Source organism: Streptomyces sp. NRRL S-378 (genome assembly GCF_000720645.1).
In the GTDB taxonomy this organism is placed as follows: domain Bacteria; phylum Actinomycetota; class Actinomycetes; order Streptomycetales; family Streptomycetaceae; genus Streptomyces.
On record NZ_JOBX01000013.1, the window covers coordinates 110,076 to 131,464 of the forward strand.

16 protein-coding genes and 1 riboswitch are annotated in these 21,389 nt (G+C 73.3%); of the genes, 10 read left to right on the forward strand and 6 right to left on the reverse strand.

Translation table 11 applies throughout. The annotated features are described in order from the left end of the window. Window positions 1–128: 128 nt before the first annotated feature. The gene (locus tag IH80_RS0112620) at window positions 129–2,225 is read right to left on the reverse strand and encodes an ATP-binding protein (RefSeq protein WP_234432215.1); all 2,097 of its coding nucleotides are present in this window, start codon (window positions 2,223–2,225) and stop codon (window positions 129–131) included. Window positions 2,226–2,286: 61 nt separating this feature from the next. Beyond that, entirely contained in the window at window positions 2,287–3,243 is a 957-nt protein-coding gene (locus IH80_RS0112625) for a fibronectin type III domain-containing protein (protein ID WP_030960141.1), read from the reverse strand. A 180-nt stretch (window positions 3,244–3,423) separates the two neighbouring features. On the opposite strand from IH80_RS0112625, the gene IH80_RS0112630 reads away from it, so the two are divergent. The 7 genes from IH80_RS0112630 to IH80_RS0112660 all read left to right on the forward strand — a co-directional run bounded on the left by IH80_RS0112630 (window position 3,424) and on the right by IH80_RS0112660 (window position 10,703). After that, window positions 3,424–5,028: an ABC transporter substrate-binding protein gene (locus IH80_RS0112630; protein WP_051809188.1), complete on the forward strand. Its 1,605-nt coding sequence runs from the start codon at window positions 3,424–3,426 to the stop codon at window positions 5,026–5,028. A gap of 46 nt (window positions 5,029–5,074) precedes the next feature. Continuing rightward, entirely contained in the window at window positions 5,075–6,040 is a 966-nt protein-coding gene (locus IH80_RS0112635) for an ABC transporter permease (RefSeq protein ID WP_030960146.1), read from the forward strand. Next, on the forward strand, window positions 6,033–6,899 hold the full coding sequence (locus IH80_RS0112640) for an ABC transporter permease (RefSeq protein ID WP_030960147.1): 867 nt from the start codon (window positions 6,033–6,035) through the stop codon (window positions 6,897–6,899). The genes IH80_RS0112635 and IH80_RS0112640 overlap by 8 nt, the downstream gene beginning before the upstream one ends. A 98-nt stretch (window positions 6,900–6,997) precedes the next feature. Continuing rightward, entirely contained in the window at window positions 6,998–8,062 is a 1,065-nt protein-coding gene (locus tag IH80_RS42200; protein WP_051809190.1) for an ABC transporter ATP-binding protein, read from the forward strand. Next, complete coding sequence (locus IH80_RS0112650; protein WP_030960150.1) at window positions 8,055–8,714, forward strand: ABC transporter ATP-binding protein; 660 nt, start codon at window positions 8,055–8,057, stop codon at window positions 8,712–8,714. The genes IH80_RS42200 and IH80_RS0112650 overlap by 8 nt, the downstream gene beginning before the upstream one ends. Window positions 8,715–8,812: 98 nt before the next feature. Continuing rightward, a complete protein-coding gene (locus IH80_RS0112655) occupies window positions 8,813–9,007 on the forward strand; it encodes a hypothetical protein (protein ID WP_030960151.1) in 195 nt (64 codons plus the stop codon). Between the two features lie 130 nt (window positions 9,008–9,137). Further along, entirely contained in the window at window positions 9,138–10,703 is a 1,566-nt protein-coding gene (locus IH80_RS0112660; protein WP_030960152.1) for a hypothetical protein, read from the forward strand. Between the two features lie 36 nt (window positions 10,704–10,739). On the opposite strand, the gene IH80_RS0112665 is transcribed toward IH80_RS0112660, so the two are convergent. Next, window positions 10,740–14,564 (reverse strand): helix-turn-helix domain-containing protein, encoded by a 3,825-nt coding sequence (locus IH80_RS0112665; protein WP_051809174.1) that lies wholly within the window; start codon window positions 14,562–14,564, stop codon window positions 10,740–10,742. Between the two features lie 155 nt (window positions 14,565–14,719). Further along, window positions 14,720–15,082, reverse strand: coding sequence for a hypothetical protein (locus IH80_RS0112670; protein WP_030960156.1), 363 nt, complete (start codon window positions 15,080–15,082; stop codon window positions 14,720–14,722). A gap of 334 nt (window positions 15,083–15,416) precedes the next feature. On the opposite strand from IH80_RS0112670, the gene IH80_RS0112675 reads away from it, so the two are divergent. Beyond that, window positions 15,417–16,466, forward strand: a complete 1,050-nt coding sequence (locus IH80_RS0112675) for a right-handed parallel beta-helix repeat-containing protein (RefSeq protein WP_051809176.1) — start codon at window positions 15,417–15,419, stop codon at window positions 16,464–16,466. A gap of 35 nt (window positions 16,467–16,501) precedes the next feature. Then, complete coding sequence (locus IH80_RS0112680) at window positions 16,502–17,590, forward strand: methyltransferase (protein ID WP_030960158.1); 1,089 nt, start codon at window positions 16,502–16,504, stop codon at window positions 17,588–17,590. Between the two features lie 103 nt (window positions 17,591–17,693). Here the strand turns inward: IH80_RS0112680 and IH80_RS0112685 are convergent, their stop codons facing one another. Continuing rightward, window positions 17,694–17,951 carry an acyl carrier protein gene (locus IH80_RS0112685; RefSeq protein ID WP_030960159.1) on the reverse strand — a complete coding sequence of 86 codons (258 nt, stop codon included), beginning with the start codon at window positions 17,949–17,951 and terminating at the stop codon, window positions 17,694–17,696. Between the two features lie 12 nt (window positions 17,952–17,963). Beyond that, complete coding sequence (locus IH80_RS0112690) at window positions 17,964–19,154, reverse strand: SchA/CurD-like domain-containing protein (RefSeq protein WP_030960161.1); 1,191 nt, start codon at window positions 19,152–19,154, stop codon at window positions 17,964–17,966. Between the two features lie 146 nt (window positions 19,155–19,300). Between IH80_RS0112690 and IH80_RS0112695 the strand changes: the two genes are divergently transcribed. Beyond that, complete coding sequence (locus IH80_RS0112695) at window positions 19,301–20,956, forward strand: FAD-dependent oxidoreductase (protein WP_030960164.1); 1,656 nt, start codon at window positions 19,301–19,303, stop codon at window positions 20,954–20,956. Window positions 20,957–21,090: 134 nt separating this feature from the next. Then, window positions 21,091–21,317: riboswitch (cobalamin riboswitch) on the forward strand. Window positions 21,318–21,389: the final 72 nt, after the last annotated feature.

Consider the following 21,389-nt stretch of genomic DNA (forward strand, 5'->3'; position numbering starts at 1 on the left):
GCTGATCCGCAAGCCCGTCCCCAAGCCCGCCCCCCGAGACCTGGATCTGCGCACACCGTCGGGCAGACCCCTCCCGTACTGACGGGAGCCCCGGCAACGTTACGCAGCGCGCCGTCCACGGGCCGGAATCAGCCCGTGGGCGCCGCCGCCCCGCCCCGGAACGCCGCCTCGAAGGCCGCGTCCCCGATAGCCGCCCGGGCCTGCCGTTCGCCCTGGTCGCGCACGGCCCTCAGGGAGGGCGAGCCCATCTGCGGACGGCCCACGGTCCGCCACCACGCGTGACCGGTGCCCAGCAGGCGCGCCGCCAGTTCGCCGTCGCCCAGCCCGGCCACCGCCGCGGCCAGCAGGTCCAGGCCCAGTGCGATGCCCAGCCTGTCGCCGAGGAGCCGCTTCCCGGACAGCATCGCCCGTACGTGGCGTGCGGCCTCCCCGTGGTCGCCCAGGCCCAGCGCGGCCACCGCCAGGATGTAGTCCGCGTAGGCCCGCATCCAGCGTTCGCCCAGCTCCGCGCAGACCTCGCGCAGCGACCGCGCCTCCTCGGCCGCCTCCCCGAAGCGCCCCAGGGCGCACAGCGAGTAGCTGGTGGACAGCTTGCACAGGAGCCAGCCCGGCCCGGTCGTCCGTCCGCCGTGCGCGGCCCGGGCCTGCGGTCCGGCCAGTTCCAGGGCGCGTACCGGGTCACCCGGCATGAGGACGGCCGCCGCGTGCAGATAGGCGGCGCGCAGCTCCCGTTCGGGGTCGGCGAGATGGGCGGCGTTCCGCGCGCACTGCTCGCCAATGCGCCGGGCCTCCTCCATGTCGCCCTGGAGCACCATCGTGAGCCCGAGGGACCACAGTGCCTGGTTGTACGCGACCTCCGTGCGCGGGGCGATCTCCAGGGCCCGTTCCAGGAAGGCCCGGCCCTCGTGCACGTGCCCGCACGCGAACCAGTAGAACCACAGGGCGCCGGCCATCTCCAGTGCCGCCGTCGGGTCGGCGGTGAGCAGGTGCTCCAGTGCGGTGCGCAACTGCGCGTGCTCGGCGGTGATCCTGCGGTACCAGTCGACCTGCCCCGGCCCCATCCAGCCCCGGTCGGCGGCGTGCGAAAGCGCCGCGTACCAGTGGGCGTGCCGGTCGGTGACCAGCTGCGTCTCGCCGAGCTCGGCCAGCCAGTCGTGCCCGTACTCGCGGATCGTGTCCAGCAGCCGGTAGCGGGCGCCGGCGCCCCGCTCCTCGGTGCGCAGGACCACGGACTTGGCGGCGAGACCGGTCAGTACGCGCTCCACCCGGGCGGCGGGCAGAGGTCCGCCCGCGCACACGGCGCGTGCCGCGGCGATGTCGAAGTCGCCGGTGAACACCGAGAGCCGGGCCCACAGCAGCCGCTCCAGCGGCTCGCACAGTTCGTGGCTCCAGCCGATCGTCGTCCGCATCGTCTGGTGCCGGGGCGGCCGGGGGACACGGACGTCCGACAGCATCTCGAAGCGTTCGTCGATCCGCTCGGCCATCTGCTCGACGGTCCACAACCGCAGTCGGGCGCCCGCGAGTTCCAGGGCGAGGGGGATCCCGTCCAGGCGTCGGCACACCTCGGCGGCGACCGCGGTCCGTTCCGGGTCGGCGAAGACGGCGGCGGCGCGCGGGGCCGCGGCGAGGGCGCGGGCCCGGAAGAGGGCCAGGGCGTCGCTGTCGGGTCCCTCGCAGGGCAGCGGGCGGACCTCGACGACCTCCTCGGTCGCGCAGCGCAGCGGCTCCCGGGAGGTGATCAGGATGGTCAACCCGGGCGCGGACTGCAGCAGTTCGCCCGCCAGGTGGCGGCAGGCGGAGACCAGGTGCTCGCAGGTGTCCAGGACGAGCAGGAGCTCCCGGTCGGCCATCCACGCGCACAGCTCCTCGTCGAGCGGGCGCGGGGTGTGGTCGGCGAGGCCGACGGCGTGCGCGACCGTCGCGGTCAGCAGGGCGGGATCGCGCAGCGGGGACAGGTCGACCCACCAGACGCCGTCCGGCCGGGCCTGGCCGGCACCGGCGACCGCGCGCAGGGCGAGCCGGGATTTGCCGACGCCGCCCACCCCGGTCAGGGTGATCAGTCTCCGCTCGCGCAACAGCCGGTCGAGCAGGTCCAGTTCGGGCCGCCTGCCGATGAAGCTCGCCGGTTCCGGCGGGAGGTTGCCCAGGGGTGTCCCGGCGCCCGGGGTGGGGACGCCGTCCGTGGAATCTGGCTGATTGTCATTGACCGAGTACTCACCGAACACGGGAGTATTGTGCGTGATCTCCTGTCCCACCGCGCCGTCGGAGCGGGATCGGTGTCCGGGGTCACCCGGCGAGGGAGATCCGCCGCTCCGCCGAGAAGGCCCCCCAGGTGCCGTCGGGGAGCCTGGCCCGCAGTTTTACGGTCCATTCGGTGCCGGCGGGCTCCGCCACCGTGAGGCGGTGCTCCACCCGTCCGGTGGGTACGGCGCCCGCGCCGAACTGGATGACGGTGGTGGGCCGTCCGTTGACGTACAGCTCGTACTCGGCGGTCGGGCGCCCGGTGTCCGGGGCGGTCCAGGTGAGCGTGACGGCGCCCGGTGAGGCGGTCGCCGTGAGGTCGGCGGGCGCGGTGCCCGGGCCGTCGCCGGAGGCGGGCGGCGTGCTCACGTCCACGGCCGGGCCGTCGGGGGAGGAGTTGTCCGCGCCGTCCCTGGCCCGGACCGTGAAGGTGTAGACGGTGTCGGGCCGGAGGCCGGTCAGCGTGGTCGCGCTCTCGCCGGGCCCGGCGGTGTGGATGCGTACGCCGCTCTGGTAGACGTCGTACGCCGTGACACCCGTGTCGTCCGTCGAGGGGGCCCATGAGACCCGGGCGGAGCGGGGGCCGGTGGCGCTGCCCTCGGTGGTGGCGGGGGCGGTGGGTGCCGTGCGGTCCTCGGCCTTCGCCGCCGGGGTGGTCACGGCCGCGGCCGGTCCGGCCCCGGAGAGGTTGCCGGCGGAGTCCAGGGCCCGCACCGTGAAGGAGTAGCCGGTCTGCGGCGTGAGGCCGGTGATGTCGACCATGGTCTTCTCGGCGGGGAGTTCCCGCACCAGCCGTCCGGCCTCGAAGACCTGATAGCGCGTCACCCCGTCCCGGTTCGCCGCCCCGTTCCACATGACGTGCACGGAGGTGGCGCTGCCGGCCTGGGCGGTGAGTCCGGTGGGGGCGGACGGCGGCTCGGTGTCGGGGGCGGTGCACGCGGTGGGGCCCGTGAGGCCGGCGAGGGCCAGGAAGAGGGCGAGCGTGGGGGCGCTGCGTCGCACGGGGGGCCTTCCTCGGCTTCCGTAAAGGTCTAGACATATATGGCACGGAAGACGGGAGGGCGACAAGACCTGTGCGTCGCCGACCGGTGATGTGACCCGATTCGTCGACTTCTGATCGCCTCTGGCATTATTGCCAGCTCTTTGCAATAACGGATGAACGCGAACAGGGATGTGCAGAGCATGACGGCCCGGACAGTACGGGGAGCGGCCAGGGCGACGGTGGCCGCCGCACTCATCACGGGCGTGGCGGCCTGCTCCGCCCCCGGAGCCGGCGCCGGCGGTGCGGCAGCCGCCGACTCGGTCGTGGTCGGCATCGCCACCGAGCCGGAGAGCCTCAGCCCGCTGCTGGGCTACGGCAAGGACGGCAACTCCAAGATCTTCGACGGCCTGCTCACCCACGACGCGGACATGAAGCTGAAGCCCGCCCTGGCCGAGCACCTCCCCGAGGTCTCCGCGGACGGACGCACCTACACCTTCACGCTGCGCCGGGGCGTCACCTTCAGCGACGGAGCCCCCTTCTCCGCCAAGGACGTCGTCTTCACCTACCGGACCATCCTCGCCGCGGGGACGAACAACGCCTCCAAGACCGAGCTGGACGCGATCGAGGGCGTCGAGGCGAAGGGTGAGGACACCGTCGTCTTCACCCTGAAGTACCCCTACGCGCCCTTCGCCGAGCGGACCGTGCTGCCCATCGCCCCCGAGCACATCGCGGGCGCGCAGGACGTCAACAGCGGCGACTTCACCACGCGGCCCGTCGGCACCGGCCCCTACGTGCTCGCCGGCTGGTCCAAGGGCGAGAAGCTCAGCTTCAAGGCCAACCCCCGTTACTGGGGCGGCGAGCCCGCCGTCAAGAAGTTCACCATGGCCGTGATCAAGGACGACGACGTCCGCGCCACCCGGCTGCGCTCCGGCGAGCTGGACGGCGCCATCCTGCCGCCCAACCTGGCCGAGGGCTTCGCCAAGGACCGGTCGCGCCGCACCTACGCCGCCAAGACCTTCGACTACCGCAACGTCACCCTCCCCACGCACCACAAGGTCACCGGTGACCTCGCCGTCCGCCGGGCACTCGACATCGCCGTGGACCGCACGGCCATGGTCGACAAGCTGCTCGAAGGCGCGGGCAAGCCCGCCTTCGGCCCGGTGCCGACCGACAGCCCGTGGTTCACGGCCGGCACCGAGCGCCGCCACGGCCTCGACCGGGCCCGCAGGATCCTCGACGACGCCGGCTGGAAGGCGGGCGAGGACGGGATCCGCGTCAAGGACGGGGTCCGCGCCTCCTTCCCGCTCTGGTACACCTCCGGCGACAAGATCCGCCAGGACCACGCCCTCGCCTTCGCCTCCGACGCCAGGAAGGCCGGTATCGAGGTCACGGTGGAGGCCGGGACCTGGGAGGTCATCGAGCCCCGGATGAAGACGGAGGCCGTCCTCGCGGGCGGCGGCTCACCGGCCGACCCGGACTTCGACCAGTACCTGCTGCTCACCTCGTCACTGGGCGGCGACGGCTTCAACAACATGGCCTGGTACGACGATCCGGCCGTGGACGCGGCCCTCGCCGAAGGCCGCCGCACCGCCGACCCGGCCGTCCGCAAGGCCGCCTACGACACGGTGCAGCGGCGCCTCGCCGACAACCCGGGCTATGTCTTCCTCACCCACATCGACCACCTCTACGTGGTGAACGACCGGTGGGAGGGGCTCGGCACCCAGGTGGAGCCGCACGACCACGGTCTCGGCGCCGGCCCCTGGTGGAACGTCGAGAGCTGGAAGCCCAAGCCGAAGAAGAAGTGAGCCGCGCCCTGTGACCACCCGCTCCGTCCGCCTCCCCTGGAGGCCGATGGCGCGCATGGCGGGGCGGCGGACCCTGTCCGCCGCCCCCGTCCTGCTCGCCGTCACCTTCGGCGTGTTCGCCCTCGCCGCACTGTCCCCCTTCGACCCCGTCAAGGCCTACGCCGGCACCGCCGGACTCACCGCCTCACAGGCCGAACTCGACCAGCTGCGGACCAACCTCGGCGTCGACCGGCCCCTGGCCGCCCGCTGGTGGGACTGGCTGACCTCGGCGCTCACGGGCGACCTCGGGACCTCCGCCGTCATGCGCCAGCCCGTCGCCGACGTCATCGCGGAGCGGGTGGGCTGGTCGGCCCTGCTCGCTGCCTGCGCCTTCAGCCTGGCCGTGCTCGTGGGCACCGCGCTCGGGGTGCTCGCCGCACGCCGGGCGGGCGGCCCGCTGGACCGCGCCGTGTCCGCAGTCGCCTACACCCTGGAGGCGGCCCCGGCCTTCTGGCTGGCACTGCTCGCCATCTGGTTCTTCTCGGTCCGGCTCGGCGCGCTGCCCTCGGGCGGCCTCACCGACGCGGGCAGTGACACCGTCACCGCCGGGCAGGTCGCCTCCCACGTCGTGCTCCCCGCACTGGTCCTGGGCGTCTCCCAGCTGCCCTGGTTCTTCCTCTACGTCCGCCAGGGCGTGGCCGACGCGCTCGCGGAGGACCCCGTACGCGGGGCCCGCGCACGGGGTCTGGCCGAACGCAGGGTCCTGCTCGGGCACGCCCTGCGCTCCGGCATGCTGCCGGTGCTGACGCTGGTCGGCTCCCGGGTACCCGAACTGATCACCGGCGCCCTCCTGGTGGAGACGGTCTTCAGCTGGCCCGGGATCGCCGCGGCGACCGTACAGGCGGCCACCTCCGTCGACTTCCCGCTCCTGGCCGCCCTGACGGTGCTGGCCACTGCCGCCGTACTCGCCGGGAACCTCCTCTCCGACCTGCTGTACGGGCTGGCCGACCCGAGGGTGGGCTTCGATGGCTGAGCAGGTCTGGCGCCCACAGGGCCGCACCCGGCGCTCCACCCGCACCCTGAGGGTCCGCGCCTCCGCCGCCGTCATGGCGGTGATCGTGCTCGCCGTCGTGCTCGTACCCCCGCTGGCACCACTGGACCAGCAGGCGGTCGACCTGGCGGCCAAGCTGCAACCCCCCTCGTGGGACCACCCCTTCGGCACCGACGATGTCGGACGCGACCTGCTGCTGCGCTGCGTCTACGGACTGCGCGTCTCCCTCTTCGTCGGACTGGTGGCCGCACTCGTCGCTACCGTGATCGGCACCGCGGTGGGCGCGGCCGCCGGTGCGCTCGGCGGCTGGACCGACCGCTTGGCGATGCGTGCCGTGGACACCCTCTCCTCCGTCCCGCACCTGCTCCTGGGCATCTTCGTGGTGGCGGTGTTCCGGCCGGGCGTCTGGCCCGTCGTGGCCTCCGTCGCGGTGACCCACTGGCTCTCCACGGCCCGGATCGTCCGCGCGGAGGTCATGTCCCTGCGCGGCCGGGCCTACGTGGACGCCGCAGTCTCCGGCGGCGCCTCGCGGTGGCGGGTCGCCGTACGGCACCTGGTGCCCGGCGTCCTCCCGCAGGCGGGCCTCGCCGCCGTGCTGATGATCCCGCACGCGATGTGGCACGAGTCCGCCCTCTCCTTCCTCGGCCTCGGACTGCCGGCCCACCAGGCGAGCCTGGGCAACCTCGTGCAGAGCGCACGCGGTTCGCTCCTCGCCGGTGACTGGTGGCCCACCCTCTTCCCCGGCCTCCTCCTGATCCTCCCGACCCTGGCCATCGCCGGTCTCGCGGGCGCCTGGCGCGACCGCCTCAACCCGCGCCGCCGCTCGGAGCTGACCCTGTGACCCCCTCGCCCCCCGCCACCACCGCCGGAGCCGACGCTCCCCGCCCCGGCGGGGCCGGTCCCGTCCTGCGCGTCCAGGACCTCTCCGTCCGCTTCCGCATGTCCGCGGGCCGGTACGTGGAGGCCGTCACCGGCGTCACCTTCGCCCTCGCCCCCGGCGAGAGCCTCGCCCTCGTCGGGGAGAGCGGCTGCGGGAAGTCCGTACTCGCCTCCGCCCTCCTCGGCCTGCTCCCCGGCAACGCCGAGACCGCCGGATCGGCCCGGCTCGCCGACGGCCTCGACCTGCTGGCCGCCGACGAGCGCACCCTCGCCCGGACCGTACGAGGCCGACGCGTCGGTCTCGTCCCGCAGAGCCCGGCCGCGCACCTCACCCCGGTCCGCACCGTCCGCGCCCAGCTGGAGGAGACCGTTCGCGAACTGGCCGGCACCGGACACGCCGGCCCCGCCACGGAGGCCACGTCGGCCGGGCCCCGTGAACTGGCCGGCACCGGACATGCCGGCCCCGCCACGGAGGCCACGTCGGCCGGGCCCCGTCCCTCGCCGGCCGGACCGGTGCCCGCCTCCGGCGCCTCCGACCGGCCCGCCCGCCGCGGACGCCGGCACAGGCTCGCCGCCCTGCGCGCGGCGGCCCGGAAGGCGGCCGGGCGTGCCGCCTTCCCCGCGTCCCACCTCGACCGCCACCCCCACGAGCTCTCCGGCGGCCTCGCCCAGCGCGCGGCCACCGCCCTCGCCCTCGTGGGCGACGCCCCGCTCCTCCTGGCCGACGAACCCACCACCGGTCTCGACCGCGACCTCGTCGAGCGCACCGTCGACGAACTCCGCGCCCACACCCGCGCCGACGGCCGGGCACTGCTGATGATCACGCACGACCTGGCCGCGGCCGAGCGGATCGCCGACACCGTCGCCGTCATGTACGCGGGACGGATCGTCGAGATCGCCCCGGCCGGCACCTTCTTCGGCAGCCCCGGACCCCGCCACCCCTACGCCCGGGGCCTCCTCGACGCCCTTCCCGAACGCGCCTTCACCCCCGTCCCCGGGGCCCCGCCCGAGCTCGGCGCGCTCCCGCCGGGCTGCGCCTTCGCCGCCCGCTGCGCCGCCGCCGACCCGCTCTGCCGCACCCGGCGGCCCGTGCTCACCGAAGGGGTGGCCTGCCACCATGCTTGAGCTCGACGACATCACCGCGGGCTACGACCGCCGCGCCCCCGCGGTCCGCGGCGCCCACCTGAGCCTGCGTCCGGGGGAGTCCCTCGGTCTGCTCGGGCCGAGCGGCTGCGGCAAGTCCACCCTGGCCCGGGTCGCCGCCCTGCTGCACCGGCCCGACGGGGGGACCGTGACCCTCGACGGCCACACCGTCACGGGCTTCTTCCACCGGGCTCCCCGCTCCCTGCGCACCGCGGTCGGCGTCGTCTTCCAGCAGCCGCGTCTCGCCGCCGACCCCCGCCTCAGGCTGCGCGACATCGTGGCCGAACCCCTCCGGGCGACCGGACGGCGGACGGAAGCGGAGACGCGCGTCGCCGAGTTGGCGGAGCGGGTGGGACTCGGCGCGGACCTGCTCTCCCGCCGTCCCCACGAGGTCAGCGACGGCCAGCTGCAACGCGCCTGTCTGGCCAGGGCCTTGGTGCTGCGGCCGCGCTGGCTGGTCTGCGACGAGATGACCGCGATGCTGGACGCCTCCACCACGGCCGCGCTGGTCGCGGTCGTCGAGGACTACCGCACCGAGACGGGTGCCGCACTGCTCGCGGTGGGCCACGACCCGGTGCTCCTCGACCGCTGGTGCGGGCGCACGGTCCACTGGGACGAGATCGTCAAGCACTGACCGTCCGTCACGGACGGTCAACACCCGTACGGCGGACACGTCGTTCCCCCGGAAGCACCCCCCTCTGCGCCACCATGACGGTGACTCAGGAGGTCTCGATGGTGCTTTCCCTCTCCGTGGTCGTCCTGCTCCTCCTCCTCGCCTGGATCTTCCTGCGGAGCGGCGGGCTGAAGTTCTCGCACGCCCTCGTCTGCGTCCTGCTCGGCTTCTACCTCGCGAGCAGCAGCATGGCCTCGACCATCCACGACGGCCTGACGGCCACCGCGAACGCCGTCTCCAGCCTCAACCCCTGACCGACTGTTGCGCCTTCGTGAATCATCCGGCGCGTGCATGGACTCCTCGGGCACCGCGATCTAGCGTCTGGCGGCGGCGCGATGTCAGACGCGATGTCAACAGACCTGTTGCGACACGGAGGAAGTGCGGATGTTCCGAAGAGCGCTGAACTGCGCCGTCCTACCCGTCGTGGCCGCCTTCACGGTGCTCCACGGCGGCTCCCCGGCCCAGGCCGAGGAGATACCCAAGGCGCCGGGCCACCGGCTGATCACCCCCTACGAGGGCGGCCCCGCCACCGCCGCGCCGCTGCCGGGCGAGGCTCCGCCGCAGCACCCGTACCTCGCACCCAACGGCCGCAGCGGCATGCACTCCGACGCGGCCGGCAGCGCCACCTCCCCCTGGTCGGGACCACTCGGCAGGAACCTCCAGGTGACCAGCGAGAAGATCGCGGCACTCGGCGGCGAGTGCGCCACCGCCACCTTCGACTCGGGCGGCCGCCTCGTCACGGTGTGCGGCACCTTCTCGGGCTTCAAGGTCAAGCTCCTGGAGCCCCGTACGCTCGCCACGCTCGCCGAGTACCAGCTCCCGCAGCGCTCCTCCACCGTCGAGGCGATCACCTCGCTCGACTTCGCGAAGATCTTCAAGGACACCTCGGGCGGCGCCTACTTCTACCTGGACGACCAGGACCGGGCCGTCCTCGCCGACTCCCGCCAGCACGTCCTGCGCCTCGCCCACTCCCAGAACCCGGACGGCACCTGGAAGTTCACCGTCGACGACGACTGGGACCTCACCGGCCACGTCCCGCACGACTGCGTGACCTGGACCAACCTGCGGCCCACCGGCACCTGCGACCCCGTCACCTCCGTGATGCCCGACTGGGACGGGCGGATCTGGTGGGTGACCCGCCAGGGCCGGGTCGGCACCGTGGACCCGCAGACCGCGCAGATCCGCTCCCTGCGGCTGGAGGGCGAGGAGATCCAGAACTCCTTCTCGGTGGCCGAGGACGGTGTCTCCATCGTCTCCGACCACGCGCTCTACGGCTTCCGGGCCGCCGCCGACGGCACCCCCCGGGTGCTGTGGCGCCAGAGCTACGACCGCGGCACCGGCACCAAGCCCGGTTCCGTCAACCAGGGTTCGGGGACCACCCCGGACCTCTTCGGCGACGGCTACGTCGCCATCACCGACAACGCCGACGACCGGATGAACGTCCTCGTCTACCGGCGGGGCACGGACGTCGCCGAGGACCGGCGGCTGGTCTGCAAGGTTCCCGTCTTCGGCTCCGGTGCCTCCACCACCGACAACTCGCTGATCACCTGGGGCAACAGCATCGTCGTCGAGAACAACTACGGCTACGAGAACCCCACCAGCCTGCTGCTGGGCAAGTCCGTCGTGGGCGGGGTGGCCCGCATCGACGTCCGCGCCGACGGCAGCGGCTGCGACACGGTCTGGGAGAGCGCCGTGCGCGCACCGTCCGTGGTCCCCAAGCTCTCCACCGCGAACGGGCTGATCTACTTCTACGAGAAGGAACCCAACGCCTGGGGGATCGACGGATGGTACCTCACCGCCGTGGACTTCCGCACCGGTGAGCGGCGCTGGCGGCAGCTGACCGGCACCGGCCCGCTCTACGACAACAACTGGGCGCCCATCACGCTCGGCCCCGACGGCACCGCGTACGTCGGCGTCTTCAACGGCATCGTGGCGGTCCGCGACCGCTGACCCCCGCCCCCTCGGAGCCGGCCGCCGGGACGGCCCTCATCGGGCCGTCCCGGCGTCCCGGGACGACGGACCGCCCCGTCCTTGCCGCAGCCGGTCGATCGCCGCCAGCCGCGCCCCCACGTCCAGGTTCCACAACCGCACCGTGCCGTCCGTACTGCTGCTCGCCACCGTCCCCCCGTCCGGGGCGAAGGCGACGCCCCACACGGCGTTGGTGTGTCCGGAGAGCGCCGCCAGTGTGCGCCGGCCGGCCACGTCCCACAGCCGCACCGTGCGGTCGTTGCCGCTGCTGGCGAGCGTGCGGCCGTCGGGGGAGAAGGCGATGCCCCGCGCCGACCCGGTGTGGCCGGACAGGGCCGACTCGAAGCGGTGGCGCCGGGCGTCCCACAGCCGTACGGTCCCGTCGTTGCCACTGCTGGCGAGCGTACGGCCGTCGGGTGAGAAGGCCACGCCCCGGACCGCACCCGTGTGACCGGTCAGAGTCGCCAGCGGGCGGCGGGCGGGCACGTCCCAGAGACGGACCGTCAGATCGTCACCGGCGCTCGCCAGGGTGCGCCCGTCGGGGCTGAACGCCACGTCGTTGGCGAAATCCGTGTGCCCGCCGAGCGTGGCGACCCGGCGGCGCGAGGCGACGTCCCACAGCCGGACCGTGCCGTCCGATCCGGCCGAGGCCAGCGTCCGCCCGTCCGGCGAGAAGTCCACCGCGAACACGGTCCCGCCCTGGCCGGCCAGCGTGGCCGACGGGCCGCCCGCCGCGACGTCCCAGAGCTGGATCGAGCCGTCGGAGCCGGCCGAGGCCAGCGTCCGTCCGTCGGGCGAGAAGTCGACCGCGAACACCGTCTCGGTGTGCCCCTCGAAGGTGGCCACGACCCTGCGCCCCGCCACGTCCCACAGCCGCACCGCGTGATCGGCCTCCGCCGTGGCCAGCAGCTTCCCGTCCGGGCTGTACGCCGCGTGCCAGACCTCCGTGAACGGCCGCGAGGCCAGCACCGCGCCCCGCAGGTCCCACAGCACCACCGACTGGTCGAACCCTGCGGTGGCCAGCATCGTGCCCCGGCTGTCCACGGCCGCCCCGAGCACGTAGTCGGTGTGGCCGGCGAGCGTCGCCGTCAGCCGGCCGCCGGCCACGTCCCACAGCCGGGTCGTACCGTCGCCGCCCGCGCTGACCACCGTCGTACCGTCCGGTGTGAAGGCGACGCCGTTGACGTCGTCGCTGTGCCCGGTGAGGGTGGCCGTCGTCCGGCGCCCCGCCACGTCCCACAGCCGTACGGTCCGGTCGACGCCCCCCGTGGCGACCGTACGGCCGTCCGGGGCGAACGCCGCACCGAGCACCTCGTCCGTGTGCCCGGACAGCACGGCGAGTCCGGCGGCTCCCACCGGGTCCCACAGCCGTACGGTCCGGTCGGCGCCGGCCGAGACCAGCATCCGGCCGTCCGCGGCGAAGGACAGGGCGTTGACCCGCCCGGTGTGCCCGGCCAGGGACGCGACGGCGCGGTGCTCCCCGGTGGTCTCCCACAACCGGATCGTCCCGTCCGGGCAGCCGGTGGCCACGGTCCGCCCGTCCGGCGCGAAGGCCACGGCACGCGAGCCCGTCGTGCTCGCCGGGAGCGCCGCGCCCGGACGGCCGCCGGCGGTGTCCCAGAGCCGTGCGGGCCCGTCCGTGGAGGCAGCTGCGAGCGTGCGGCCGTCGGGGCTCACGGCGACCGAGCGGACCCGGCCGGCCAGGGTGAAGGTCGCGGTCGTGCGCCGGTCGGACACCCGCCGCAGGGTCACCGTCCCGTCGGAACTGCCCGTCGCGAGCATTCCGTCGTCCGGGCCGAAGGCCACCGTGTTGACCGGTCCGCCGTGTCCGCCCAGCCGGGCGACGAACGGCTGCGACTGGGTGCTGAGCAGAGCCCCGCGCGCCTCGGTGGTCTCCGCGGTCCGGTACGCCTCGCCGGCGAGCAGCATCGACGCCTCCGGCTGCCCCGCGGCCAGTGCCGCCGACTGCAGGGCGAGCGCCCGGGAACGGGAGATCCGTTCCTGGCCGAGCGCGCCCGCCCGCTGCTGGTAGGCCAGCCCGCCGGCGCCCACGGCGAGGACCAGCAGGACCACCAGCGTGGCCAGCATCCGCTGGCGCAGCCGTGCCTGGCGGGCGGCCTGCCGCTCGCGGCCGGCCTGGGCCGCCCGGCTCTCGCGGAGGAAGGCCGCCTCCCCGGGGGCGAGCCGGCTCCTGCCGTCGAGTTCGTCCGCCCAGGAGCGGGCGGTGTCCAGCCGGGTTCCGCGGTAGAGCGCCGACGGATCACGGCCCTCCCGCTCCCACTCGGCCGCGGCATGGGCCAGTTGCTGGTGGATCAGGAGCCCCGCCCGGTCGGCGCCGATCCAGCCGCGCAGCCGCGGCCAGGCGTGCAGCAGGGCCTCGTGGGTGATCTCCACGGTGTCGCTGTCCATGGTGATCAGCCGGGCCCGTACGAAGGCGTCGAGCGCGGCCGACGCCGGGCCCGCGTCGGCCAGTTGCTCCATGAGGGCCGTCCGGGCCATCCGGCGCCGGGTGGCGCCCGTACCGTCGGCGACGTGCACCAGCCGTACCAGGATGCGCCGGAGCGTGTTCTGCTCGGCGGGGTAGAGGCGGGCGAAGACCTCCTCGGCGGTCCGCGCGACGGCCCCCTGGATGCCGCCGGTGCGCTCGTATCCGGCGACGGTCAGGGTGGCGCCCTCGCGCTGGCGCCAGGTGGCCATCAGCGCGTGGGAGACCAGGGGCAGCGCGCCGGACGGCGTCGCACCGCCGGGCGGATCGTCGCGCAGGCCGACGTCGCGCAGCAGCACAGGGACCAGTCCCGGTTCGAGGGCGAGACCCGCGAGCCGGGCCGGGCGGGTGATCGACTCCCGCAGTTCCTCGGGCGACATCGGCGGCAGGACGAACAGGCCGCCGGTGAAGACCGGGGCGAGTTCAGGGAGGTCCAGGCAGTTCCCGGAGAAGTCGGCCCGCAGGCCGAGCACCACGACGGCCGGGTCGTGCGGGACGTGCGGAGGTCCGGGGACGGCCAGCGCGCAGAGCACCCGTACGAACGCCCGCCGCTCGTCCTCGTCGGCGCACAGGGTGAACAGCTCCTCGAACTGGTCGACGAGCAGCACGGGCCGCAGGGGCGGCGGGGGCAGGCCGGAGGCGTCCGCCGGGCGGGGGACCGACAGCCGGTGGACCGCGTCGAGCAGGACGTGCGGACGCTCCCGCACCTCGTCCGACGTGATGCCGAGATCGCCGCCCAGCACCTTCGCGGCGCGGCCGAGCAGCTCCTCCAGCGGGTGCGCGGTGGGGGTGAGCCTGATGACCGGCCAGCTGTCGGCGCCCGGCATGGGGAGGCCGCCGCTCCGCAGGGCCGGTACGAGGCCGGCGTTGAGCAGGGAGGACTTGCCGGCGCCCGACGGGGCGACGAGCATCAGGGGCCCGCCGCCGATCCGCTCGAAGACGCGTTCGGTCAGCTCGGCGGTGGCCCTCTCCCGGCCGAAGAACCACCGGGCGTCCTGCTCGGTGAAGGCGGGCAGGCCGCGGTAGGGGCACTCGGCCTCCGTCCGCGGCCCGACGACGGTGACCGTGTCGCCGGCGGCCCCGCCCTCGGACGACTCCGCCTCCCGGGCCATCCGCAGCAGTTCACCCCCTGCCTGCAGCACGTCGTCGCAGCGGCGCGCCACATCGACGGTGACGCGCTTCGAGCCGGTCTCGATCTTGCTCAGGTAGCCCTTGCTGTAGTGCGTCTCGCGGGCGAGGTCCGCCAGGGACAGGCCGCGTTGCAACCGCAGACGTCTCAGTTGGGCAGGGAAGGGCCGTGCGGCGTCGTCGGACTCCCGCAGGTGGTCGGTCTTCCGCCGGCGGTCCGGATCCCCCACGACATCCCCCATGGCAGTGCGCCCAGGCAGTGAGACGGCACGGCCCAGGCTACCGCGAGGGGCAGCCGGAAACGGGGATCTTCTGGCCGGTATGACGAGAACAAGAGCTTCCGGAGCCGAAGCGCGACGGCTCCGGAAACCCTCCTCCCCGGGTGCTACCGGTTGAGGCGGATGGAGTTGATCGGCGTGAGGTCGGCGTACACACCGGTCTTGGCGGCGATGGGGCTGCCGCAGCCCGCGCCGTTGGAGCCGGTGCACAGGTTTGCGGTCGCACCGCCGTACTGGTTGTTCAGCACCCAGTGCTTCCCGAACTGGTTGCTGAGGTTGTGGGCCCCGTACCGGTAGAAGACGTGCGTCGGCTTGACGGCCGGGTTCTCGTTCTGCGGGTAGATGCAGACGGCCCCGTCCGGGCAGCCGGCCCAGGTGTCGACCGGCTTCGCCTCCACCGAGGCGCTGAGCGCGACCACGGCGACGGCGGAGGTGGCGAGGGCGGCGGCGCCGCGGAACAGCTTGCGCATGGTTTCCCCTTGCGGTTCGTGCCTCGTGCTGACGGATCCAGGCTGGAGCCGCCGGCGCGGCGGGGTCGACGGGTTGCCCGTTGCCCGTCCCGGGGGCGACCGGGAAACCCGTCGCGGCCTGTGCCGATGCCGACCGGTGGGCAACGGGGGCGGCGCGGTACGCAGCGCCGTGCCCGCCGGTATGACGATCCACTCTCCGGACGTCAAAATGCGGCCGTTTGCCCACGGCATGCATCGATACGCTGACCCAATGCGGCGATATGTCCCAATCGCCCATAACTTCTGCAGGGTGACGAACCGACAACTGAAGTCCCTCACGTGCATCGCCGTCGTCATGGCCGCCGGTTTCGGCGTCTTCGCGCCACCCGCGTCCGCGGCCGGACACCGAGTGCACCCGGGCGACTCGATCCAGGACGCGGTGGACTCCGCGCGGCCGGGCGACATCATCACCGTGATGCCCGGCACCTACTACGAGAACGTGCTGATCACGAAGAGGCTGACGCTGCGCGGCTGGGGAGAGCGGACGGTCATCAGGCCGCCGGCCGCGAAGACCCTGCCGGCCGGGCCGAAGGCGTCGGCCGACGGGCGGGCCGCCCTCGCCTGCTCGCAGGCCGACACCGGCATCTGCGTCATGGGTACCGAGGAGCAGCCGGTCGCCGGGGTCGAGATCCGCGCGCTGACCGTCTCGGGCTTCAAGCGGAACGGCATCTGGGCCTCGTACACCGACCGGCTGAGCGTCGAACGCGTGATCTCCGAGAACAACAGCACCTGGGGCATCGCCCAGGAGCGGTCCACCCGCGGGTTCTTCCGCGACAACATCGCCCGCGACAACGCCGAGTCGGGCATCTTCATCGCCAACACCGTCGCGCGCGAAGGCGGCGCCACCGACACCCGGGGCGCCGTGATCCGGGGCAACCGGCTCACCGGCAACCGGATCGGGGTCACGGTCAGGCGGGTGCGGAACCTCACCGTCAGCGGCAACAACCTCACCGGCAACTGCGGCGGCGTGTTCGTCGTGGGCGACGAGGGCGAGCCCGGCGCCGGTGACCTGACCATCCGCGGCAACCGCATCCACGAGAACAACAAGTTCTGCAAGGGCAACAGCCGCCTCCCCGACATCCAGGGCGTCGGCGTCGTCCTGACCGGAGCCGAAGAGACGATCGTGCGTTCGAACTCCATTCGCGGCAACGTCGGGTCCTCCCCGCTGTCGGGCGGCATCCTGCTGTTCAAGAGCTTCGTGGGCGCGACGAACACCGACAACGTCATCGAGAACAACGTGGTGAGGGACAACCTGCCGGCCGATCTGGCCAACCAGGGCGCCGGGTCGGGCAACCGCTTCCTCAACAACCGGTGCGACACCTCCGTGCCCGCCGGCATGTGCTGACCGGTGTCCCACCTCATCAGGAGAATCGAGGCCGTATGACCACGGTGAGTTCCACCCCCGCCTCCACCCCCGCCCCGGTCCCGGCACCGAACGCGGGCCCCCCGCACACGCCCCCGCCGGCCATGCGCCTGCGGGAGCTCGCCTTCGGCGCAGCCGTCGCCGCCGCCGTACGGGCCGCGGCCCGCCTCAAGGTCGCCGACGCCCTCGGGGAGTCGCCCGCCACCCCCGCCGAGCTCGCGGCCGCCGTGCACGCGGAGCCGAAACCCCTGCAACGCCTGCTCCGGGCCCTGTCCTGCTACGGGATCTTCGCCGAGACCGAGGACGGGAGCTTCGCCCACACGGAGATGTCGCGACTGCTGCGCGAGGACGACCCGCACAGCCTGCGCAACATCACCCTGTGGTGCACGGAACCCTGGACCTGGCAGGCGTGGCCGCGGCTCGACGACGCCGTGCGCACCGGCGACGGCGCGAACATCTTCCACGAGCTGTTCGGCAAGGGGTTCTTCACCTACCTGCACGAGGACGCCCACGAGTCGGCGCACGTCTTCAACCGCGCCATGACCACCTCCAGCGTCCAGTCGGCGCTGGACGTCGCGGACCTCCTCGACCTCACCGGCGTCTCGGTGGTCGCGGACATCGGCGGTGGCCAGGGGCACGTGCTGGCCAGCCTGCTGGAGAAGCACCCGACCGTGCGCGGGCACCTGCTCGACCTGCCCGGCGTGGTCGCAAGGGCCGATCCCCGGCTGCGCGACGGCGGTCCCCTTGCCGACCGGACCGGCATCGTGCCCGGCGACTGCCGCGAGGCCATCCCGGTCGAGGCCGACCTCTACATCATCAAGAACATCCTCGAATGGGACGACGAGAGCACCCGCAGGTGCCTGCGCAACGTCGTCGCCGCCGCCCGCCCCGGAGCCCGGGTCGTCGTCATCGAGAACCTCGTCGACGACACGCCGTCGATGCGGTTCACCACGGCCATGGACCTGATGCTCCTGCTCAACGTCGGCGGTGCGAAGCACACCAAGGAAAGCCTCCGCACCCGGCTGGCGGACGCCGGACTGGTGCTCGACGGCATCCGACCCGTCAACGCGTACCTGCACGCCTTCGAGTGCACCGTGCCCGGGTGATCCTCCCGGCCGGCACGCGCCACGACGCCCCGGAACCGGCGGTCGGCCGGTTCCGGGGCGTCGTCATGCGTGCCGGGCGGCGGCGCCCGTCCGCCCGGACGCCTCAGGTACCGGCCGTCAGGGCCTCGTTGACGAGATCGAGGAACTCGCGCGGCGTCTTGCACTGGTCCGCCCCGGCGGGGAGGGGCCGGCCGTGCCGGTTCTCCAGTTCGCCGACGATGCCGAGCAGCCCCAGGGAGTCGAGCCCCCACTCGTCGAACTGCGCGTCGGGCCGGTTGGCCATCACGGCGGGGTCGACGGCGATGCCCGCACCCTTCTTCATCAGCGCGGCCAGTTCTTCCACGGTCAGTCGGTCGGTCATGGCGGGCTTCTCCTAGGCTCGGGCCGGCGAACGCCGGTCGGTGATCAGGCGCATCTCGGAACGCTCCAGGAAACGCGAGATCTCCTGGTGGGTGGTGGGGACGCCGTCCTTGGCGCTGTCGAGCAGCCGGGCGAGCACCGCCGCCTTGTGGCCGCCCTCGACACCGAGCGTCAGAGCCGGCCGGGCGTCGTGCGGTCCGCGGAGGTCGAGGAGACGCACGACGACGTCGTCGCGCTGGAAGACGGTGCTCGCCTCGATCGGGCTCGACGCGTCGTCCACGGCCGCCTCGTCCTGCGCGGAGAGCAGCCGGGCGAGCTCCGTGCCGCAGCCCTTCTTGGCGGGATAGAACAGCGCGTGCCGTTGGAGTTCCGCGCCCTCACCGCCGCCCGCCGCCACATGGTGCACCGCGGGCAGCGCCGCACGGGTGAAGAAGGTCCGGGCCGAACCGGGGTCGCTGAGATCGCGGTCCTGCTCCAGGTACGGGTTGATGGCCTCCTCCAGCGCCCTGACCTCGGGCTGCAGGGCCACGTGGCGCAGCGCCGCGAGCAGGTCGCCCTCGACCTCGACGGCCCGTACGACCCGGTTGCCGTGCATGAAGAGCGAGGTGCGGCGCAGCCGGGTGTGCTCGTCGACCTGCGCCTGCGGGGACGCGTACCCGCTCAGCAGCTCCGCCACGACGGCCTCGCTGCCCGGCTTGACCGTGAAGGTCAGCGCGTGGCGGACCACACCGTCACCGCGCCGCGGGGCGACCTGGAGGCGGCCCCTGGACCGGTCCGGGCCGTCCGCGGACGCGGGGGCGAAGGCGGAGCCGGCGGGCGGGCCGGGGGAGAAGGCCGCGGCGGCGGCGCCCGGACCGTGGTCCCGGCCGGTCTCCCGCAGCACGCTGAACCGCAGCGAGCGGGTGTCCCGTACGCAGCCGTGCAGGGGCTGGACCGACGCGACGTGCTCCTCGCTGTTGACCCAGGCCAGGAACCGCGGTGCGCTCTCCCACTCGCTGGTGATCAGCCACTGCGACGGATTCTCGATCGACTGGCACAACTCGTCCCGGATGTGCCCGGGGACGGAGGAGACCTGCTTGTGGAGGTCTTCGTAGACCTCCAGGAACTGGTTCTGCGCACCGTCGTACAGATCCAGCAGCAGCACGACCCGAAGTCTCGAGTCGTCGAAGGCGGACTGGGATATCCGTTCCGACAAGGTTGTCATCGTTCACACTCCTTCGAGACCACACGGTCGCCACGGGCGGCGCCACCCGAACCGATCGTGGTCCGATAGCGCCGTCGGCGCGAGAGGAGAGAACCAAGCGGGTGAACGGGCGAGGGAACCCCCCTCGTACAGGGCATGGAAGACCCATGAAGGAAAACGTCGACCACCGCGTCCCGGTCCTCATCGTGGGCGGCTCGCTGGTGGGCCTGTGCACCTCGCTGTTCCTCGGCCGTCATGGCATCACGCACATGCTGGTCGAGAAGCATGCGGGAACCTCGCTGCACCCGCGTGGACGCGGTATCAACGTACGCACGATGGAGCTGTTCCGGGTCGCCCGGGTCGAGGACCGGATCCGTGAGGCCGCCTCGGCCCTGGCGGACAACCACGGCATCCTGCAGGGCGGCTCGCTGACCGGCGACGACCAGGAGTGGCTGTTCGAACAGATCGACCCGGGTGGCGCACTGGCCCGGTTCAGCCCTTCGACCTGGTGCCTGTGCAGCCAGAACGACATCGAGCCGGTCCTCATGTCCGTGACCCCGACGCTCGGGGCGGACCTGCGGTTCTCCACCGAACTGCTCTCCTTCGAACAGGACGAGAGCGGCGTCACCGCGCTCGTGAAGAACCGGGAGACCGGGGAGCACAGCACGGTGCGCGCCGACTACCTGGTTGCCGCCGACGGGCCGCGCAGCCCCGTGCGCGAACAGCTCCGGATCGGCCAGAGCGGCCCCGGCGACCTGTTCCACAACGTGAGCATCACCTTCCGGTCCCGCATGCTCGCTCAGGTGATCGGCGACCGGCGCTTCATCGTGTGTTACCTGACCAAGCCCGACGCCGACGGCGCCCTGCTGCCCGTCGACAACCGGGAACGGTGGGTCTTCCACGCGCCGTGGCACCCCGACCGGGGCGAGACGCTGGAGGACTTCACCGACGAACGCTGCGTCGAGCACATCCGACGGGCCGTCGGCGCACCCGGTCTGGACGTCGAGATCACCGGGAAGGCGCCGTGGCACGCCGCCGAGCGCGTCGCCCAGCGGTACGTGGCCGGCCGGGTCTTCCTCGCCGGGGACTCCGCCCACGAGATGTCGCCCACCGGGGCGTTCGGCTCCAACACCGGTATCCAGGACGCCCACAACCTCGCCTGGAAGATCGCCGCCGTGCTGGGCGGCGCCGCGGGCCCGGGGCTGCTGGAGACCTACGAGGCCGAGCGGCTCCCCGTGGCGCGGGCGACGAGCGAGCGGGCCTCGGCCCGTTCCGCCGAACACAGCCACCCGGGGTACGAGCCGGACCCCGGGTCCGCAGCCGGGGCGCCGGCGCGCGGCGGCCCGCAGAACGGCGTCCTCTCCGTGGCCATGGGGTACGGGTACGGCCAGGGCGCGGTCGTGGGAGCCGACCCGGAGCTGCCGGTCGTGCCCGAACGCATGCGGCTGTGCGGGGACCCGGGCACGCGCGCCCCGCACCTGTGGCTCCGCGAACCGGCGTCGGGGGAGCGGAAGTCCACCGTCGACCTCTACGAGCGGTCCTTCGTCCTGCTCAGCTCCGAGGGCACCCCGTGGAGCGGAGCGGCCGGCTCGGTCGCGAAGCGGATGAACGTACGCCTGGACGCCTACGCGATCGGCACCGGCCCGGAGGCCGACCTGATCCCGGAGGACGGCGGCGACTGGGCCGCCGCGCACGGCACCACCGAGGCCGGAGCGGTCCTCGTCCGCCCGGACGGCTTCGTTGCCTGGCGCTCGGCGGAGGGCGTGGCGGACCCGGAATCGGTCCTCCACAAGGTCCTCACGACGGTGCTGCACCGCCACTGACACCCGGCCCGAAGGCGCCGGACGGGCGCCTTCGGGCCGGATCGGTTCACGGGATCACCGTCGAAGGACCTTTGCGCGTCTCGTCCCGCCTTCCGGATGTTGGACAACTCCACCCGTTGGCGGGGAAGGGCATCTACTCTGGCCGGGCAGCTGGTTCGCCCCGTCCGCCAGGCGGGATGCGTCGTAAGAGGGAACCCGGTGGGAGTCCGGGACTGCCCCGCAGCGGTGAGCGGGAACGACCGCCGTCATACGCACTGGGACCGGACCACGGTCCTGGGAAGCGACGGCCAGTAGGTGCCCGCCGGGAGACCGGCAGGCGTGCCCGCGAGTCCGAAGACCTGCCCGTTGCCCGCGTGCGACCCGTCGTGCGCGGAAACCCCGGTGACCTCGTGGGCGGGTCGGCGACACATCAGGCGGGCGACCGCGGGCGCGT

Bases quoted from the DNA above. Each gene is read 5' to 3' on its own strand.
- IH80_RS0112630 (WP_051809188.1), top strand. From the start codon at position 3,424: ATGACGGCCCGGACAGTACGGGGAGCGGCCAGGGCGACGGTGGCCGCC.
- IH80_RS0112635 (WP_030960146.1), top strand. From the start codon at position 5,075: ATGGCGCGCATGGCGGGGCGGCGGACCCTGTCCGCCGCCCCCGTCCTG.
- IH80_RS0112640 (WP_030960147.1), top strand. From the start codon at position 6,033: ATGGCTGAGCAGGTCTGGCGCCCACAGGGCCGCACCCGGCGCTCCACC.
- IH80_RS42200 (WP_051809190.1), top strand. From the start codon at position 6,998: ATGTCCGCGGGCCGGTACGTGGAGGCCGTCACCGGCGTCACCTTCGCC.
- IH80_RS0112650 (WP_030960150.1), top strand. From the start codon at position 8,055: ATGCTTGAGCTCGACGACATCACCGCGGGCTACGACCGCCGCGCCCCC.
- IH80_RS0112655 (WP_030960151.1), top strand. From the start codon at position 8,813: ATGGTGCTTTCCCTCTCCGTGGTCGTCCTGCTCCTCCTCCTCGCCTGG.
- IH80_RS0112660 (WP_030960152.1), top strand. From the start codon at position 9,138: ATGTTCCGAAGAGCGCTGAACTGCGCCGTCCTACCCGTCGTGGCCGCC.
- IH80_RS0112670 (WP_030960156.1), bottom strand. From the start codon at position 15,082: ATGCGCAAGCTGTTCCGCGGCGCCGCCGCCCTCGCCACCTCCGCCGTC.
- IH80_RS0112675 (WP_051809176.1), top strand. From the start codon at position 15,417: ATGGCCGCCGGTTTCGGCGTCTTCGCGCCACCCGCGTCCGCGGCCGGA.
- IH80_RS0112680 (WP_030960158.1), top strand. From the start codon at position 16,502: ATGACCACGGTGAGTTCCACCCCCGCCTCCACCCCCGCCCCGGTCCCG.
- IH80_RS0112685 (WP_030960159.1), bottom strand. From the start codon at position 17,951: ATGACCGACCGACTGACCGTGGAAGAACTGGCCGCGCTGATGAAGAAG.
- IH80_RS0112690 (WP_030960161.1), bottom strand. From the start codon at position 19,154: ATGACAACCTTGTCGGAACGGATATCCCAGTCCGCCTTCGACGACTCG.
- IH80_RS0112695 (WP_030960164.1), top strand. From the start codon at position 19,301: ATGAAGGAAAACGTCGACCACCGCGTCCCGGTCCTCATCGTGGGCGGC.